The following is a 19,272-nucleotide window of genomic DNA, read 5'->3' as shown; positions in this document are numbered from 1 at the left end:
TACCCCGGCGATAACCCGATGCTAGTTACTCAGCATCCCGTACTACAGTCATCAACAAGACGGAGGACGTATGCTGTCCAACCGCAGCGATCGAAGACCTTCGAATGCCGGGAATCCATAAAATCCGGCCCTGGCCATCGGTGACTATAGGTATGCGGGAACGAAGAGAGGGAGGTACTTTCTCATCGATGAAGATGTCCTTCACCTTTTTGGTGCCGTTTAGCCCCATGACTTTCATCGTATCCCCCGGCTGACGGGAACGCACTGTAAGCGGATAGACCAGCTCATCCGCATCAAACACAGCACTGTCTTTACCGTGCGTCATCTTACTCATAGCGTCTTGCCCGGCCGCGGTCTGCGTAAACAACAGGTTGGTGCCTAAACCCTGAATCTCAACTTCCGCAGGAATGGAGTCCACGCGGTATGTATAGCGAAGGTCTTCGATCCCCCCCGCTGCATTAGGTATAAACCTGACGGTGTCGTATTCACGAACACACTGCAGCCCACCCCCGAGATCAAGACTCCATGTCGTGGGAGCGCTCTGAATCGCCCCTTGACGAACACGTTCAATCTTGACAAAATCGCTTTCTTCCAAGCAGAAAGGCAGATAATTTAATATTAGTTTAATCAACCTCCGTTGTAAAGCGGCATGTAAGGTGCCAAACGGCTCGATTTGAAAGGCCAAGCCTTCACCGTCCGAGGTGACCAGCTCCTGATATGCCCGGTCGGTCAATTGCTGCAAATAATCATCTTCCTCGCCAAGCGTGTCTGCCAGACGATTCAGCGACTCAGCCAGTTGTCCATTATATTGCCCCAAAAATGGCAGCACATCCAAACGAATTGCATTTCGCGCATATTTATTTTGCAGATTGCTGCTATCTATGCGGTAAGGAATTTCTGCATCCTGACAAGCCTTCAGGATTTCCGCTTTATAAATCCGTAACAAGGGTCGAATCAGATTCACATTCTTCTCTCGCCGCTTCATCCTCATGCCCGCAAGCCCGGACGCGCCGCTTCCGCGCAAGATGCGCATCATCACCGTCTCTGCTTGATCATCCGCATGATGAGCCAAGGCAATAGAAGCCGCTCCGTATTTGCATGCTACCGCATGCAGAAATTCATATCTCTTCTCCCGTGCCGCCAGCTGCGCCCCTTTTCCAGATTCCTTCATATATGTAGGGATATCCAGATTCGCTAATTCAAAGGGCATATCAAGCTGCCTGGCCAGGCTCTGCACGAACTCCGCTTCCTCACGAGACGCTTCTGGCCGGAACCCGTGATTGATATGCGCGCAGACGAGGTTCAGCCTCTGATCCGTCCGTGAGGCTATGGCATGCATGATATGAAGCAGCGCAACCGAATCGGGTCCCCCGGACACCGCGACAACGATACAATCTCCGGGAGACCACAACCCGTATTCCTCCCCGGTACGGCGAACTCGTTCCACCAAGGGGTACATGCTGTAATCGTCCAATTGTCTCCCACCTCACCCACTAATTCATCCAAGACTCTTGGATTAGAACCGGAAAGCCATGTATAACGCATAAACCAGCAGCGTTACAGATATTGCGAAAGCGCTAATGATCCAACGTGGCGTCGCTGCCTTCTTCGCCGGTTCCGGCCGGGACGCCGTCACAAGTTCCTTCCATAATAAGCAGGCCTCCGCCGTATCGCGGAATTCCCCCTGAATCGCCTTCTGCAGCCACTCTCTGTAGGGTGCTAGCGAAGGGGCTTTATACACGATATCAAGCAGATCGCCGGAGCTTCTCATTTGCGGCAGCTGCGTTGCGGCATGCTTCAATGGCTGCTCGGCAAGCAGGTGAATGCATACGACGGCAAAGCTGAACCAATCATAGGAAGGCTCTGCCGTCCGGCCTCCGGCATTCCAGAAGCCGCGATCATACCACTCCGTAAACTGCTTGACACTGCGGCCAATACTGCTGACACCGCCATAATCGATCAGCTCTACTTCCCCGTAAGTCCCCACGAGAACGTTCTCCGGCTTTAAATCGCCGAATACCCAGCCCGACTCATGCAGGCGGCGGAGCTGCCGTAGCAGATTCATTCCGGCGGCATCCATCCATCGGCTCCCGCGCCTCGCAAGAAAGGCCCGTAAAGGTTCCCCCTTTATATACCGCATCACATAGAAAGGGATCTCCTTGCCCTGGAAAGAATAATCGTCTACCTCGACCAAATAGCCAGGATTGTCCCGCCTAACGGGATGATGTCTTCGTCCTTGGCGCTGCAAAGCTTTTAACACATTAATTTCCGACTGAATATCTACGGTATCGAAACCCATTTTGAGCGCGTACAGCCTTGCGCTGTCCACCTGCTTCACCAGATACACGACCCCATTGGCTCCCTGGCCTAACAGCCGCTGGATAAGGTAACGTCCGCCTCTCCATCGGCCGGTAATCAGCGTGCCCTGCGGCAGATTCAGCTTAAACGACGTAGTCACCGAGCATTCCTTCTCCTTCATCGGATTCCTCCGGCCAAGCCACTTTTCCGTTTCTATCCAGTGTACCATACCGGAAGAATTCCATCACCTTCTTGATCGCAGGCCCGGTAGGCGTTGCGCCCCTCATTACCAATCGCTGAAAGATCGACCTGGCGCCGCCGAGATCCACTGTCCAATCCAGATCAAGCACAGCATCTTCGCCCCTTGGCCCCGGAAAGTGAAATACCGCCAGCTGGCTTTGTCCTTTCCTTGCTCCCAAACTGAGCATCATGTCGCGAATTGCCTCCTCGACAGCGGCAAGCTTGGGTTTCATGCTCGCACTGGCATCGATAAGCAGCGCAACCTGCAGGGGACTGCTTTCACTAAAGTCATCGATAACATCGACGACTTGGGAACGTTGATCGGGAGGCAAATCTACAATACTCCCATTTCCCAAAATTTGCCTCAACTCTCTATTAACCGCTTGCTGAACCGTCTGAACCACCGTCTTGCGCGTCAACATTTGCATCGTCTGGGCAAGACGATCCGTTCCGGTGAGCTGGCTCATTCCGCCGCCGGCCTTGGCGATTTCCGCAATTTCCTGACTGCCCAGCTCACCGATTGTTCCATAGTCGATGATACCGACAACATTGACCGTGATTCCCTCCTGCCGGGCCAGAGCCGCTGCTAGAACCGGGCTCTCGCCCACATTGGAGCATCCGTCCGTAATCAGCATAATCTGCCGCATTGCACAAGCCTCCTTCCAATCTCTCTTCTCTATCATTTCCAGAGAAATCGTGATTCAAACCAGGATACCGGCCGCTTCTCCGACAAATTGCAAAAAGGCATAGATACTGGGCTATCTCCCGTACCTATGCCTTCCGTTTCTATTTCCATGCACTCATTTCGGAGGATTGAAATATCCTACCGTTACCGCGTGATCGATTAACTTCTTGAATAAGAAGCGATCCGGTGCGGCGCAGGTGATGCCCCTGATATATTCCAGCGTTTGCGGACAACTGAAGCGATACACGGAGTTTTTAGCGCCGTCTCCCTCCAATTGAGCCATCGCCAGCTCCGTTCCCTTCTGATCCTTTGGCTGGCTGGAGTCCAGCAGCCATGCTTCATAATCGGGCCAATCCAGCAAAGAGATGTTGTAGCCGTAATCCCTAAACTGGTCGATCATATCTTCATATGAGATTTGCACGGGATTACATATATGGAACATTCGCCCTGCGGTTCGATCCAGCAGCAGGAGCGTGGCTATGGCCTCACCAGCGTAATCAATCGGCGTAATATCAACCTGCCAGCTTACGCGAGGCGCCTTGCCCAGCAGTAGCATCGCCTTAAGCATACGGTAAAATGCGTTGCTGTCCATGTTCGTCTGAAAGATTCCGCTCCTCGAATCGCAGGACAGATTCCCTACGCGATATACGGTAACGGGCACGCCGTCCTCTTCGCATGCTCTAACGGCCAGCTTCTCCGCCTCCAGCTTGCTGTTCGTGTATACATTGTCAATGCTGAGGGAGTAATCATATGTCTCGCTTGCCGTAAAAGAGTCCCACAGTCCGCTCATGGCCAAATCCTCCGGAATACCGATCGTAGAGATATAATGAAAACGAAAGTTGCCCTTTCCTTTCCCCAGCGATAACAGGCGTTCCGTACTGTCCACATTCACACGTCGAAAATATTCCGGTTCCCCAAAATGCCGCACTTCCGCACCGCAGTGCACCACCGAGTCAATCTGCTCCCGCAGGAGAGCGTATTCCCTGTCGCTTAGACCCAAGTTATCCTGCTGCAAATCGCCTGCTACAGCAATTACGCGTCCCTCCATTTTGCTTGCGCTCTTGTCCCCGAAATAGGCCGTCATGACACGCAGAAGACGTTCATAAGGCTGACTTCCGCTAACGGGACGAATCAAGCAGTAGATCATGGCCTCACTCCGCTCGAGCAGCTCATGCAGAAGCCTGGAGCCGAGATATCCGGTAGCCCCCGTCAGCAGAATATGCTGCTGGCTGTACGAAGCCTCCGCAATACCCTTCCCGCCAAATTGCACAGGATGCTCCGCCAAGTCGACAAGCTCGGAGCCTTCCACTCCGACCGATATGCCTGTGCCCTGGTCAACCGCAAGGGACGCTATTCGTTCAGCCAGCATCGCGATCGTCGGATTAGCAAAGAAATCGCCAATTCTCAGCCCGGGGTATTTCGGTTTTAACAGCACGAGGGCTTCCAGTATTTTCAGAGAATGCCCCCCCGCCTCGAAGAAGTCCTCGTGTATGCCGATCCGGGTCCGGCCAAGCACCTTTTCCCAGGCAGCCGAAATCTCTAGCTGCAGCTCATTTTCTGGAGGGATATAATCCGTCTCTTCTTCATCTTGCATATCGTATTCAAAGAACGCCAGCTGCTTGCGGTCGATTTTACCAGTAGGCGACACGGGCATTGCATCGATCGGAACGAAATGGCTTGGAACCATGTATGCTGGCAGCTTGCTTTTCAAAAACGACTGCAGCTCATTCCGGCTTAGCCCGCCTCCGTCCCGTGAGGTATAGAAGGCAACCAGCATTTTGGAGCCGTCCGTACCGTCCTTGGCGATAACCGCCACATCCCTGATGCCTTCATATTTCGCCAAATTATCCTCGATTTCTCCGATTTCTATCCGATATCCCCGAATCTTCACCTGGAGGTCTTTGCGTCCCATATACTCGATAACATCATTCTGCAGGCGAACCAGGTCGCCTGAGCGGTAGTATCTTTTGCCGGATTCCGGATGAACGGGGTCGAGGATAAACGCTTCATTCGTCTTGTCCTGCTGGTTCAAATAACCACGAGCCAATCCCACGGAACTGATCAGCAGCTCTCCCGCTACATTCTGAGGGCAAAGCTGATTATGCTCATCCACGATTAATATTTCATAATTCGCAATAGGGCGGCCAATGCCTATCGTAGAAACATAATCCGGCACTACCTCCTCGAAAGGGTTGACGGTTGTGACTACGGTTGCTTCCGTTGGCCCGTAGGCGTTAACGATCAGCGGACGATGCTTCAGCTTCTTCTGGAATGCCCGTACGGCCGCTCCCGCAAGAGCCTCCCCGCCGATGACGAGGCTGCGGATAGACTTGTATTTATCGGCCTCTTCCTCATTTAAATAGGTGGATAACTGATTAAAAAAAACCGTAGGCAATATGCCGAAACGCGTTGCCCCTGTGTACTCGATCGCCGCCGTGAACGCTTCTACCGAATACCGCTCGTCCCCCGATAATAAATGCAGCCGGGCCCCCGCATGCAAAGCGCTGAATATATCGTAGACCGAAGCATCGAAGCTAAAGGTTGAATACTGCAAAATAACGTCCCGTTCATGGAGCCCCAACTGCTCCACCGTAGCAGCAGCTAAGTTGATAACGCCGATATGCGGAATCAACACTCCCTTTGGTCTGCCCGTTGTGCCTGAAGTATAAATCACGTAGGCGATATCATCTGCTCCAACAGCAACCCTTGCTGGCTTGGCAGGGTAATCGCTGAGATTGCCATCCAGGCAAAAAACCTGATATGCTGGCCGGCTCTGCTCCCGATCAGGCCGCCTCTCTTGCTCTTCCAGCAGGGAGGCCACTCTAGATGCATACTGCTTCTTCGTCAGGACAATAGCCGAGCGGGTATCCTGAACAATATACATGTTTCGGTCGTCGGGATGCTCGGGATCGAGCGGAACGTAGGCCCCGCCGGCTTTCAGTACACCGAGCATGCTGATGACTGCCTCCAGGCTCCGCTCCATAAAGATTGCCACGAAATCGCCCGGAACGAGCCCGGAGCTTAGCAGCATTTGCGCCACCCGGTCCGATTCTATATCAAGCTCCGCATAGCTTATTTCCCGCTGGCCGGACGACAGGGCGATCCGATCAGAGAACCGCTTCAGAGACAAATCCAGCAGCGCCGGAATGCTGGCCGCCTCTGGCAGCGCCTTTGCGGTGTCATTCAGCCGGGCATACGCCTCGACGTCTTCCTCCGTCAACAAAGGTATCCTGCCGATCACGACGTGTTCATCCGCCAGCACAGCATCCGCGATTTGTTGAAATAGCGCGCCATATCTCCGAATGGTCGATTCCTTAAATAAATTGCCAGGATAAGCAATATGAATCAGCGGTTGACCTTGTTCAACCCTCACATCCCAGTGAAGCAGACCTGGTCTGCTGCTTTCATTCCGGCCATAAACCGCCTCCAGCTCGGGAATGGGGCCAGTAATGCCCTCAATTTCCTCTAACGGCATACTGGCCGCCTCAGCCTGAACAAGCCTGTCCGCAATTTGCTTATACAGGTCGCAAAATTGACTGTGGCTCTCGAGTACTATCCTTACTGGCAGCAGATGACCCCGGCTGCATCGAACGCCGAAGATCAACTCCTGCTCACCCGTCATTCTATGCAGGAACACGCAATAGCAGGCGATCATCCATGCCCGCAGCTCATCCGTACCCCTTAGCACAGCGTTCAGCTGTTTCATATTTAAATCCAGTGCATAAGTCGTTTCGCGCAGCTCTCTGATCTGTCCGTGTTTAGGAAAGTCGGTGTACATATCCAAACCGGACAACGGAGGCTTCAGTTCATCCAGCCAATACTGTCTGCTCTGTTGCGTTACCAGTATGGTATTCATCGTATCTACTCCTTCAAGCGATCTCTCTATTTAACAACCAGTGAGCCTGGCCCGTTATGCCTGGAACAACGCCGTGCTTATAATTTCAAACCGGCGACGAGCTCCTCCAGCTTATCGGAAATCTGATTCAGTTGTTCAGCGGCATTGACAATTTTATTGGAGGAATTCCGCTGCTCCATCGCCCCCGCTTTGATCTCCTCGGACACGGCCGCATTACGCTCAGCCAGTTCAGCAAGCTGCTTGATGGCCGCCGTGATTTGTTCCGTCTCCGCCACCATTTCCTCGGTAGCCGCGGATACCTCCTGAATTTGACTGGTTACCGCATCGGTAGCCGATAGTATCGAGCCGAACAGCTCTCCCGTTTCTTGGACAATGCCGATGCCGACCGCAACATTATGCTCACCCTCGTTGATTGCCTGGACGGCCTGAAGGGTCTCTTGCTGAATATGCCGGACAAGCTCAGCAATCTGTTCCGCTGATTTCGCGGACTCCTCGGCCAGCTTCTTGACTTGGTTAGCAACCACGGCGAAGCCGCGGCCTTCTTCCCCTGCCCGGGCAGCCTCAATGCTGGCATTGAGGGATAGGAGCTGCGTCTGCGTGGCAATCTGCGTCATGACCTGGACAATTTCCTCAATTTCGCCTGAGCGCTTATGCAGCTGCTCAATGGAATCGACCGAATTTTTGACCGATTTATGTATGGAGCCCATTTGCGTCATGACCTTCTCTACTTTATCGCCGCCTTGCTCGGATTGCTCCTTCATCTGCATCGCCGCTTCCGATACAGCGGAGGTATTACCGGCAATCACATTCGCTCCAGAGGCGATATCCTCCAGAGAAGTGGCGCTCTCCGTAATCGATTTGCTTTGGAGGGATACCTTCTCGGAGATTTCTTCGATATTATTCGTAATCGTAAGTGAACTCTCATGATTATCTTCCACGGTAGAGAACAACACCTTGGATTGCTCTGCGGATTGGATCGACACATCCTTAATCGTCGCTACCAGACGGTTGATGTTGCTTACCGTGGAATTGAATTTAGCATTGATCTGGCCAAGCTCGTCCTGACTCGTCTTCAGCTGGACGCTGAAGTCCCCTTGGCTCAGCTTGTCCAGCGCGGCCATCAAATCCTTCACCGGGGCAAAGGTTCTTCTCATCAGGACATATTGCAGAGTAAGGATAACCAGCAGGGTTGCTCCAAGAGCTATCGACGCGTATTTAAGCAAACTCTGCTGTCCTTGCATAATCAAGCTTGCATCGATGTCCATTCCCATGTAAGCAATGACATTTCCTTGTCCGTCCTGGAACGGAAACAGCACCGTCAGCCATGTTCCATAATCGTCTTTATACGGCTTCGTATAAGTGATTGTCTTCGTTTGCATCATCTCGCGGACGCCCTGCACATGAAAATCCGGCTGTTCCAGCAAATCCCCCAAATGAAGGCCTTCCTCCGCAAACATATCGAGGATGAAACTAGGGAAAGCAATCATTAGCGTCTTATTGCCATCCACCAGTTCGGAACCGAATATATATCCTTGAGCGACATTCGGATGGGTGGCCGACAGTTCATCGAACAGGAGCGTCAGCTTCTCTTGAACAGGCGATTTGGGGTCTGTATTGCCCATGGCTTCGGCCACCTCGTCGGCGGTTACCTTTTTGCTCCAGGCTTCCATAACTTTAAGGGAATCGTTTCTTAACTGGTCCGTCAGAACTCCGCCTTGAATGTAGAAACTGGAGGCGATTAATATGACTCCCGTCAATATGATCGATAGACTCGTCAGCAGCACGTTTTTGGAAACAATGCTCAATTGTGTTAACTTTCTTAAAAAACTTGGTAGCTTCATGGCAATTCTCCTTCTCCTTCTCTCTGGATAGATCGATTAGATGTCCTATTTCCTTGCTTTAAAGCAAAAAGTGAACTACAGCGTAAAAGCAACCATAGTTCACTCATTTACCGCAGACACCTGCATGAAAAGCTGCCCTCGCTGACAAGGAGCATGAGAGCTCCTGCAGAGGGCCAATTCTGGCTTTTCTTATTGCAGCTGGCTGACATTTCTCCGATTGGAGAGTAAGTCCCTATAGCTTTGCGTCACTACCTTTCGATAGCTTTGCCGAAAAAATAAGAATATGAGATTAAGTCCTTTAGATGGAATATACCCAATAATAAGGTCGATATTACTATATAATTCAATACTTTTCCATCGAAAATAGCATTTTTTACGCATTTTTTACAAAACTAGTTCTTTAGACCCCCTACCTTTTCTCACGAAAAGTTCATATTTATACCATTCTCTGAAATGCATTCTCCTTTTCAGCTTACTGTCCGAGGCCGCTCTAGCCGGCTAATGCCTGGAATATGCAGTGTTGACCACTGCGGGCGTAAATGCTCTATTTGGGCTACAACGACGGTCATGTCGTCATGAATTACATTTTTCTGGTAGCGAATGACGGACTCGAGCAAATGATCCGCCATTTCCTGCGGGTCCTCCGTCTTCATCTCCAAAATAAGCCGCTTCATCCATAGTTCCTTGTTAACCGCGTAACCCGGCGCGTCATAAATGCCGTCCGTCATCATAATAAGCGTATCTCCGGGATGAAGCTGGACCGTTACCAGGTCGATGTCGATCTCTTGAATAATCCCAATGGGTAAATTGCTTGCCGATACGGGAATTACCTCATTGCCCCGTTTGATAAAGCTAGGCGAAGAGCCAATCTTCATAAATGTCGTCTTGGCCGTATATTCATCGATCAGCGCCATATCCACTGTGGCATATACTTCGTCCGGGGAACGCAGCATAAGTATCGAATTCACGGACTTAATGGCAATGGTCTCATCCATGCCGGATTGCAGAAGCTGTTCCAAAATATTGAGAGCCGTGCTGCTCTCCTGCCTTGCCCTTTCCCCATTGCCCATGCCGTCGCTGATGGCCACCGCAAAGGTGCCATTGCCCAGCTCCATGGCGCTGAAGCTGTCCCCGGACAGCAGGTCACCGCCTTTGGCCGTTCCCGCTACGCCGGTGACGATTTCATATGTTTTCGCCGACCCGAACGTTACCGTCGCCAGTCCCTCCTTGGCCCTGTATTCCGTTTCTCCGGTCACTGCAATATGCTCGCCCAATATATCAGATAACAGCGGAGCGATAATCTTGCGGCACTCGTCGAACCCACGGGTATAGGCATGCACGATTTCGATCTCCACATTCCCCTGGTCGAGATTGATGATATCGATGCTATAAATGGACAGCCCGAGCTTCTCCAAAGCCTCACGGATTTGCTCCTCCTGCCGGTACATCGCTTGTCCCTCCCGTTTAATCTCCTTGGCCAAGTCCTCCATCACTTGGGAGACGCCCGATAATTGCTCCGCTACGAGCTGCCGGCTGTCGTATATTTGCCGTTTCCACTGCATATCATGTTGATACAGATCGTATTCCCGCTTCATGAGCTCCAGTACTCGCTCCGTCTTGGAGCATAGTTTACTCCAGTTCGCCGGCAAATCCCGTTTGCTTAAGTCCGGCTTCTCCTCCACGGCAGTCATCATTTCCGTCATAAACTTGTAAGTTTGATAGAATTTCCCGTCCCAGCAGGCATTTTTGCGAAAACAAGAGGCACAGGCTCCCTCGGTGACGGCGTTCATGAAATGGTCGAGCTCCTCGTTCCGCTTCGCCATGTCGCCCGAACCGGCTGCTTGTCCAAAGCTACGGGACAGCTGCTTGAACACTTTCGAGAACTGCGTAACCCGTTCCGCTGTTATATCCCGCACCCGTTTGGCGTACTCATGCTGTGTTTTGGTATGATCCTGGGTGCCCGGCACATACCTTGCGATCATCTTGAAGACGCTGCCCGGCGTCAACAGAAACAGCAGCACGGCCGCACAGCTCTCCCAAGTCGAAGCGATAATATCCTTGGAACCAGTCAAGTACACGGATAGTATGGAGGAGCCAAGCAGCATGCCAAAGCCGACTGCCCACTTGCGCCCCTCCCGCAGCATGCCCGCCAGCATGCCGGAAAAAGCCAGCAGACTCATTTGGTACAGCGCCGCCATATTGGCCAGGCTTAGTATGAGCCCCGTGACGACCCCAACGGATGCTCCTAGCGAGGCTCCGCCTACCAATGCGAACAGCAGGATTAAATATCTGGATAGAATATGCTCTGCCGATAATCCGTAAATCTCCCATCCGACGAGTCCGGTCATGACCGAGGCCAGCATAATGACGAGACATAATATTTCTTCGTTGCGCAGCTGATAGCTTTTTTTACGGAAAGTGAACAGGGGAATCGCCTGCATAAATACCAGCGTCAGAACAAAGCTTAATACCGCATCCATAACAGTCATCGTTAAGGCATACCAGGTTAGCGATGGACCGATTACGGTACCGAACAACCCCACGATAAAGGTTGAAGTGAACACCATCAAAGGCGCATAAGTCAGCTCCGCCCGCTCGAAGGCTTCCATCCCCCGAAAAACCAAGTAAAAAATCAGCAGCTCCGCAGCGATACTTATAACATGATCACCAGACCCGAACAGGGCTCCCGCAAGGATGGAAGAAGCAATGAGAATCGCGGCATCCCGGCGCAGGAATATCATTACAGCAAAAAAAGCGGCTGCAAACGGAGACAATTCGTCCAAAATCGCCGCCCTGCCGAGCAAAAAACCCATCGTCAGCATCAGCAGCAGCCAACGGTTTGCCGCAAAGAATTCGCCTGCTCTGTTCAGTCCGGGAATTTGTCTCCATTCCCTCCACCAAGGTTCCTTCACCTGCTCTTTCATCCTTCTCGTTCCCGGGAAAGCGATGACATTCCATTTTCCTCTCATCCTGGCACCACCCTTTCTAAGTTTTTAGGTATGTCCCATTATAGGGAGCCGTCCTCGGAAAGTTTGTCACATATCGGAGCGGATCAAAAGAAATTTCCGACAAATTGAGAGGGATTTATAAAGCGGCGCGAATGTAGGCCCATCCTAAACTTGCGGCTCTACAGGGGTTCCTATGTTCGCACTTGGGCAGCGAAACGGAGAGCCTATCATCTAGCGATTCCTCATGAGATAGCTGGAAAAGGGTAATAACCTGTCGGTAAAAAAATGAAGACGACAAAAAAACTGCTCTTGCCCGCGAGGGAAAAGAGCAGTTTAAAAATAAAAACCGCAGGCTATCCTTCCGCCTGCGGTATACATCATTCATTTTCAAGAAAACTACATACGCTTGGCTCCGCGGCCTCCGCGTTTGCCCTCGGTGTTCTTCTTTAACGAAGAAATGCGCTCTTCACTATCTTTGAGGAAGCGGGACATTTTATCTTCAAAAGAAGTTTTGCCGGCTGGGGGCTTGAATGAACGCCCTCCCCGTTCACGGTTAAATCCGCCGCCGGGACGATCTCCCTCTCTTCCGCCAGGACGATCCGGACGCGGTGCGCGAGGTGGTCTTTCTGCCTCTACCGGTTTGTCCACGGCCTGTTTAATAGAAAGGCCAATCTTACCGTCCTTGTCGACGTTAATAACCTTGACAGTTACAGCGTCGCCTATCTTCAGGTGATCGTTAACATCCTTGACGTAATTGTCGGCGATTTCTGAGATGTGAACGAGACCCGTGACACCTCCTGACAGATCCACAAATGCTCCGAAATGCGTGATGCCTGTCACTTTTCCTTCTAACTTGGTGCCCACTTCAATTGCCATAAAATAAAATGATCCTCCCTTAAAAATATACAGCCAGGCCTCGAAATCATGACTGTGGTGATTTGATTATACCGAATGACGGAAACAAGGTCAACAGACGTATGTCCTGCAAAAACTAGTCATTTTCCGGAGACGATTCGGAGACCCGAACCGGGATTTCACCGGGTTTATAAAGCCCGTATTTCTTCATAGCGATTTGTCCAATATATTCGGGGTCTTGGAGACGACTGATTTCGTACTTCAATTGCTCCAAGCTCTGCGTGGCGGCGTTCATCGAAGCTTGGCGTTCCTCCAGCTGCTGGGATTTGGCATTGATTTCGCTCGACTGGGAAAAAAATGTATACGCTGCCCAGCCCAGAAAAATAATCATAAACCCCATCCAAATCCGGAGTCGCCGTCGTGCCCCAGCCATTTGATGGGTAGCCTGACCCTTGGACTGATTCTTGGAATTTGTGGACATAGCTGTTCTGCGCATAGGGCACCTCCCTCTAATCTTCTTTTTTGCCGAACCAGCGCTTCCATATCGATGTTATACGATCGCGAACCGATACCGCCAACTCTATGATTCCGAGCTTCCTGATCAGCGGCCTAAGGGCCCAGACGAGCAGCTTCCAAATCGGTAGCAGTGTGATCCGCCCCATAAACAGCAATATGACCCAAACAAAGCCTAATAACAGCTTGATTCCCTTCAATAACCATATTATCGGTGCAATAATGAAAATACTGAATATCCGTACCGATATGAGGTAAATCTTTTTAACTATTCTCATTAACATTACCACAAAACGCGCCGTTATAACACTTAGGAACAAAAAATAAATCCAAACGCCTATAAACAATCCCAAAAAGACATAGAAACGCAGTTCACCCTGATTACTGTGATACAGCATGCGGAATACGAATAGCGAGGCTGCGACCCAATACAGCAGATCCAGGGCATGTACACTCCACCGGGGAAAGCGGAGTTGCCCCGAAACGACACGGTAGCTGTCAAAGGCGATGCCCAATATCCCCCCGGATACAGCCATCCATAAGAGCGTCGCCCATTGAACCTCCAAATTCATCGGAACAGCTTGCCGAGCAGCCCTTTGCCGCCGGAATGGGAGCCGGGATCAATGTAGGACAGGGAATTGACAAGACCCTCGATGCTGACGAGTCCCTGCTCCAAATTCAAATTTTTAATATGTAAATTCTGGCCGCGAATCGTTAAATGACCCAGCTCCGTCTGAAGCAAAAACTCCTCGCTATCGAAGCTCTCTACATTTAGCACGCCTGTAATTTCAAGCAGCTTGCGCTGGAATAGTCGAACTTCCTGATGCTTTCCCTTATTGAGATCCACCATGGCATGTACCCCTCCTTCTAAAAATAGCTTATGGAAAGAGGGATCGGTTTAGAACTGCTAAAAAAACGAAAACGGCGCCATGACGGCGCCGTTATTTGTTCGTTATCATCCTAATCGTTCATAGAAAGTTGTCCTTTGGAATCGGCTCTTCCTTCACCAGCGTATACAGCGTGGAGGCCTCCTCCTTACGCGTTGTCTCCGCCAGTCGTTCGACTCGTACGGTTACCAGCTTCTGGCCGAACTGAATCGTGATTTCATCCCCGACCTTCACGGCGGTACTCGGCTTGGACTCGCGTCCATTGATGAGAACCCGCCCCTGATCGGAGACGTCCTTGGCCACCGTACGCCGCTTGATCAACCGCGACACTTTCAGGAACTTATCAAGACGCATTATTTTACAGCTTCTTTAAGTTTGTTGCCCGCTTTGAAAGCTGGAACGTTGGATGCGGGAATTTCGATTGTTTTGCCCGTTTGCGGGTTGCGGCCCGTGCGGCCGGAACGTTTACGAGTCTCGAACGTGCCAAAGCCGATCAGTTGAACTTTGTCTCCGCTTGCGAGAGCGTCGGTGATTTCGCCAAGAAAACCATTCAATACAGACTCAACGTCTTTTTTAGTCAAGCCGCTTTTGCTGGAAATGTTGTTGATCAGATCTGTTTTGTTCATCAATAATGCCTCCCAATAATTAAAGAAATGATGAAATACGGCAGCACAATGGAGTGAAATCTCCGAATAAGTCGCCATACCTTTGTAAGAGTATTCTTGCTTAATTCTAAAAATCCTGCCCGATATCGATAATTTTTTTATTTTTTTCCCAAAAAGCACCGCTATTTAGACAAATTGGCCATTTTACAGCTGGCGTTCGAGCTCTTTGGCTTCATCCCAATACTTGTCCATCTCCGCAAGGGAGCTCGTGGCCGGCGTCTTGCCCGCTTCTTTCAGTCTTTGCTCGACATGCCGAAAGCGGCGGACGAATTTACGGATTGTCAAGGACAGCGCCTCTTCCGGATCAACCCCGATGAATCGGGCGGCATTGACGACAGAGAATAGCACGTCGCCCAGCTCCAGCACCTGTGCTTCGGCATCCTCGCCCTGCCCAACCGATGCTTTAAGCTCGGCAAGCTCCTCTTCGATTTTGTCCCAAACTCCGGAGATGTCCTCCCAGTCGAATCCGGCTTTTGCAGCCTTCTTCTGAATTTTATAAGCCTTCATCAATGCTGGCAAGTCGCGAGGGACGCCGCTAAGCGCGGATTGCTCCTCCGGCTCGATTCCCTTGCTGCGCTTCTCCTCCGCCTTCATGGCTTCCCAATTGCTAAGCGCTGCCTCCGCATCCTCGGCATTCAGCTCGCCGAAGACGTGCGGGTGACGGTAGATCAGCTTCTCATTCAAAGCCTGAATTACATCATAGGCAGTAAAGAGTCCTGTCTCTTCCTCCATTTGCGAGTGCAGCATCACCTGCAGGAGCAAATCCCCAAGCTCCTCCCGCATATGATCGGGGTCATCGTCATCGATCGTCTCCAGCACCTCGTACGTTTCCTCGATCAGATTCTTGCGGATGGAGCGATGGGTCTGCTCCCTGTCCCACGGACAGCCTTCCGGGCTCCGCAGAATCGCGACGATTTCATGCAGCCGCTCAAAGCTTCTGTTGCGCAGCTGCTCGTCCCGGCTTGCCGGAATGTAGATTAGCGATAAATTGCCGTACCCGGTCACATGATCGAGCTCATGCAGCGGAACGCGCAGGATCTGCTCCTGGCCTTCCACACCGAGGGCATGACAGGCGACCACTTCATGGTCATCGGGGTATATCTCCATCAGGCCAAGTTTAACATCGGATGCTGTAAAGGTATCATATACCTGGCCAATCAATGTATGCATGCGCGGATCAAGCTTTACTGTGCCTACATCGGATGCGTCGAGCAGCGCAAAACCCTCGATCGGGTCGAAGCCTAACCGGACGAAAGCCTGATCCAGAAAGCTCTCTCCGCCCCGCACCTCTAGCTGAATGCCTTCCTCCGGACAGCGTCGCCGCAAAATTTGCACAGTCGCTTCGGCCACCATCGGGTGGCCCGGAACAGCATATAGAATGACCCCGCTGTCATCAGCGCTCTGGGCCCTGGCCACCAGCCTATCCGCGATCTCCTCGTAGACGGACGGAAAATCCTCGTGCTCCTCGTAAACCGAGTCAAAGGATTCAAACCGGATGTCCTCTTCCGATTCAAGCCAGGCTACGACGGGATGATCCTTCGTGCGGACGTAGCGCTCCGTCGCTGACTTCAACTGTTTTATGATTCCTAGCGTCAATTGATCCGGATCCCCCGATCCGAGCCCAACCACTATGATCGCTCTGCTCATATCGCTATCGTCACACTCCTGTTCTAGCATCATGTCCTCTACTATAACGCGATTTACGGGGATGGAGCAAGCGGTCCGTCGGCGAGACGCGCAGCGGTACCGTGATCACGGCGGCGCCATGGCAACGCTGAACTCCGTGGCGGTCACCCTAGAAGCTAGGGTGTAGAGCCGAGGAGCAATAGCGGATGCCGAAGCAGGCGTGGACGGCGAGCTGGTGCAGCTGCGCCGCTAGCGCACCAGCCGCAGCCGGCGCAGCGCCGCCACCAGCCGCGGCGAAACGCGCGGCAACGCCGCGAGCTCGGCGGCGCTCAGCAGCCCGGTGCGCAGCACGGCTGCCGCGAACACGGCGGCGCCCACGGCCACGCCGAGCAGGCTCTCGGCGAGCGCCGCCATGCGCCCGCCGCCAAGCGGCAGCGCGCCCGCGCCCAGGCGCACGAGCAGCACGGCGCCCGCCATGGCGACGAGCGCCGCTGCAGGGCGCTGCAGCCGCGCCAGCGCTGCGCGGGCGCCTCGCCGGGCGCGGCCGGTGCGCCGGGCAAGCAGCGCCAGGTTGACTGCTGCTGCAGCGCCGTAGGCGGCGATGCCGGCGAGGGCGGCGCCCGTGATGCCGAGCGGCGGCACGAGCAGCGCGTTCAGCGCGGTCTTGAGCGCCGCCGCGGCGAGCAGGTGCAGCGCAGGGGCGCGCACGTGGCCGAGCCCCTGCAGCAGCGCTGCGCTCACAGTGACCATCGCGCCGGGGGCCGCCGTCCAGGCGATCCACGCCAGCGTCGCGCTGCCGAGGTCGTCCTCGTACAGCATCACGTTGATCGGCTGTGCCAGCAGAGCCAGTCCAGTTGATGCGGCGAGGCCGATCAGCCAGAACCAGCGCAGTGCCAGCGTCGTCTGCCGCTGGATTCCTACCGGATCATTCTTCATTCGCAGCTCCGTCAGCGCAGGAATGAACATCACCGACAGCGAGGAAGCCAGCATCGTTACCAATTGAACGAGCGGGACACCGCGGTTATATATGCCAACCTCCACCATGGCCTGCAGTTCATCAGCTCCCCTGCTTTGCAGCAATCTCGGAAGCGTGAAGGTGTCTACCAGACTAAGGAGCGGAACGGCGAGGGCTGCCAGGCAGACGGGAATCGCATAAGCCAGCATGCCCGCGAGAAGCTTCGTTCCCCTCTCTTCTCCAGCGCCTTTCGCCCGGTCAGGGATATCGATTTGTGAAGCGGCACCAAGCTCCCGGCTAGGTGCCGCGCTCTCCCTTTGCCCGGAGCTGCGGCGCCAATATACAAGCATGACCAGAAGCCCCGCCATCCCGCCGGCGGCTGATCCGGCAAAAGCCCCTCCCGCGATAACATCATCCGCGGCGCCAACCCCCGTCCAGTATAAGAGCAGGACGATCATTACCGTTACGCGGACTGTTTGTTCTGTCACCTGGGAGACTGCCGTCGGCACCATTTCCTGCAGTCCCTGGAAGTAACCCCGCAGAGCGGCAGTCAGCGGGATGAATAGCAGGGCTGGAGCCGCGTTGCGCAGCGCTGGCAGCAGCTGGCTGCTGCCAATGGCACGCGACAGCAGCGGGGCCCCAAAATACAGCATGGCAAAACCGGCCACCCCGAGCAGTCCCATCATCAGGCTGGCCATCCGCAAAACGGACCGCTTGCCGTCCTCTTCGCCCAGCACCTGACGCTCCGCAATGAATTTGGAGACCGCTGCTGGAAAACCAGCTGTGGCAAGCGTAACGATCATCATATAAAACGGGTAGACGGTATTATAAATGCCGAAAACCCCGTCCCCTCCGATGTTTTGCAGCGGAATCTTTTGCAGCGTTCCCAGCAGCTTTGTCACTACAGCGGCCAGCGCGAGGACTGCTGCCCCTTTAAGCAGCTTGGATGGCCGGGGTTCGGTAAACTCGTCTTTCATCATAGGCACCCTACTTTAAAGTTCAAAATATGCATCAGGTACCATTATAAGACGATTTTGCTCCCCGTTAAAGCAACGGCAGATCATGCAGCTCAATAGCTCTGCCATTACCCTAGGACATCACCCGTACTTTTTAAACGGCGCAGTACGCCCTCCATACATGTCCCCACAAACAAACTCCCGCCTGCCAAAACGTGACCAAACCGTTTCGCGCAGCGGGAGACCTTCAGTTATTCAACACAAAATTACTGCTCCATTTGCTTGCCGAGAAAACCTGCGGCCGTCTCTGCCATCTTCGATTCCAGATCCGACATTTTCACGGACTCATCCTTATTCAACAATATTACGGTACCGATCGGGTCGCCGCCTGAAATGATCGGAGCGATAACATAAGAGGAAATAGTCTCAGGATGATCCTTATTAATTTCATAACTTCCCGTGTTCGTCTCCAGCAAAATTTTGCGGCCGTCCATACTGCTTTCCAGCAGGGAACTAATTTGCTTGTCCAAGTACTCTTTCTTGGAGGCTCCAGCCACCGCGATCAGCGTATCCCGGTCTGAAATAAGGGTAATATGACCTGTACTCTCATACAAAGACTCAGCGTATTCCTTAGCAAAGTCGCCCAGCTCGCCAATCGGGGAATACTTCTTCAGAATCACTTCACCGTCGCGATCCACGAAAATTTCCAGTGGGTCCCCCTCGCGAATCCGCAGCGTGCGGCGGATTTCCTTAGGGATAACCACCCGTCCAAGATCGTCAATACGTCGTACAATTCCAGTAGCTTTCATATCACATGTTGCCCCGCTTTCTTAAGAAGTTTTGACTACTGTCTGATGAATATTCCTTACCCTTTGTTACGTTCACTACAAAAGTCCGCGACGACTGCAGACGATTTGCCTCACCTTGCTTGAAGCAAGATTAGCTGG

The 19,272-nt window shown here is 52.7% G+C and carries 15 protein-coding genes and 1 riboswitch; all 15 genes read right to left on the bottom strand.

The window, feature by feature from the left end; translation table 11 throughout:
- Window positions 1-25: 25 nt before the first annotated feature.
- Window positions 26-1,459, bottom strand: coding sequence for a tRNA lysidine(34) synthetase TilS (tilS, locus tag QNH46_RS00290; RefSeq protein WP_283928304.1), 1,434 nt, complete (start codon window positions 1,457-1,459; stop codon window positions 26-28).
- A gap of 57 nt (window positions 1,460-1,516) precedes the next feature.
- Window positions 1,517-2,458, bottom strand: a complete 942-nt coding sequence (locus QNH46_RS00285; protein ID WP_430691913.1) for a serine/threonine protein kinase — start codon at window positions 2,456-2,458, stop codon at window positions 1,517-1,519.
- On the bottom strand, window positions 2,442-3,185 hold the full coding sequence (locus QNH46_RS00280; protein ID WP_283926448.1) for a vWA domain-containing protein: 744 nt from the start codon (window positions 3,183-3,185) through the stop codon (window positions 2,442-2,444). Before QNH46_RS00280 ends, QNH46_RS00285 begins: the two co-directional genes overlap by 17 nt.
- 153 nt (window positions 3,186-3,338) lie before the next feature.
- Window positions 3,339-7,079 carry a non-ribosomal peptide synthetase family protein gene (locus QNH46_RS00275; protein WP_283926447.1) on the bottom strand — a complete coding sequence of 1,247 codons (3,741 nt, stop codon included), beginning with the start codon at window positions 7,077-7,079 and terminating at the stop codon, window positions 3,339-3,341.
- A gap of 77 nt (window positions 7,080-7,156) precedes the next feature.
- Complete coding sequence (locus tag QNH46_RS00270; RefSeq protein WP_283926446.1) at window positions 7,157-8,920, bottom strand: methyl-accepting chemotaxis protein; 1,764 nt, start codon at window positions 8,918-8,920, stop codon at window positions 7,157-7,159.
- Between the two features lie 190 nt (window positions 8,921-9,110).
- Window positions 9,111-9,199, bottom strand: a riboswitch (cyclic di-GMP riboswitch).
- A 188-nt stretch (window positions 9,200-9,387) separates the two neighbouring features.
- Entirely contained in the window at window positions 9,388-11,889 is a 2,502-nt protein-coding gene (gene spoIIE / locus QNH46_RS00265) for a stage II sporulation protein E (RefSeq protein ID WP_283926445.1), read from the bottom strand.
- Between the two features lie 375 nt (window positions 11,890-12,264).
- The gene (locus QNH46_RS00260) at window positions 12,265-12,744 is read right to left on the bottom strand and encodes a S1 domain-containing RNA-binding protein (RefSeq protein ID WP_155613550.1); all 480 of its coding nucleotides are present in this window, start codon (window positions 12,742-12,744) and stop codon (window positions 12,265-12,267) included.
- Window positions 12,745-12,859: 115 nt separating this feature from the next.
- Window positions 12,860-13,219: an FtsB family cell division protein gene (locus tag QNH46_RS00255; protein ID WP_283926444.1), complete on the bottom strand. Its 360-nt coding sequence runs from the start codon at window positions 13,217-13,219 to the stop codon at window positions 12,860-12,862.
- A gap of 13 nt (window positions 13,220-13,232) precedes the next feature.
- Window positions 13,233-13,808 carry a spore cortex biosynthesis protein YabQ gene (gene yabQ, locus QNH46_RS00250; protein WP_283926443.1) on the bottom strand — a complete coding sequence of 192 codons (576 nt, stop codon included), beginning with the start codon at window positions 13,806-13,808 and terminating at the stop codon, window positions 13,233-13,235.
- Entirely contained in the window at window positions 13,805-14,086 is a 282-nt protein-coding gene (gene yabP, locus QNH46_RS00245) for a sporulation protein YabP (RefSeq protein ID WP_155613553.1), read from the bottom strand. The genes yabQ and yabP overlap by 4 nt, the downstream gene beginning before the upstream one ends.
- A gap of 118 nt (window positions 14,087-14,204) precedes the next feature.
- Entirely contained in the window at window positions 14,205-14,477 is a 273-nt protein-coding gene (locus QNH46_RS00240; RefSeq protein WP_283926442.1) for an RNA-binding S4 domain-containing protein, read from the bottom strand.
- Complete coding sequence (locus tag QNH46_RS00235) at window positions 14,477-14,749, bottom strand: HU family DNA-binding protein (RefSeq protein ID WP_155613555.1); 273 nt, start codon at window positions 14,747-14,749, stop codon at window positions 14,477-14,479. The genes QNH46_RS00240 and QNH46_RS00235 overlap by 1 nt, the downstream gene beginning before the upstream one ends.
- Before the next feature lie 183 nt (window positions 14,750-14,932).
- A complete protein-coding gene (gene yabN, locus QNH46_RS00230; RefSeq protein ID WP_283926441.1) occupies window positions 14,933-16,435 on the bottom strand; it encodes a bifunctional methyltransferase/pyrophosphohydrolase YabN in 1,503 nt (500 codons plus the stop codon).
- 228 nt (window positions 16,436-16,663) lie between these two features.
- Complete coding sequence (locus QNH46_RS00225; protein WP_430691866.1) at window positions 16,664-18,349, bottom strand: polysaccharide biosynthesis protein; 1,686 nt, start codon at window positions 18,347-18,349, stop codon at window positions 16,664-16,666.
- Window positions 18,350-18,591: 242 nt separating this feature from the next.
- A complete protein-coding gene (gene spoVT / locus QNH46_RS00220) occupies window positions 18,592-19,134 on the bottom strand; it encodes a stage V sporulation protein T (RefSeq protein WP_283926440.1) in 543 nt (180 codons plus the stop codon).
- Window positions 19,135-19,272 lie beyond the last annotated feature (138 nt).

Origin of the sequence: Paenibacillus woosongensis, from assembly GCF_030122845.1 — a bacterium.
Taxonomy (GTDB): domain Bacteria; phylum Bacillota; class Bacilli; order Paenibacillales; family Paenibacillaceae; genus Fontibacillus; species Fontibacillus woosongensis_A.
The sequence above is the reverse complement of the archived record's forward strand: the minus strand, read 5'-3'. Positions and strand labels throughout refer to the sequence as shown.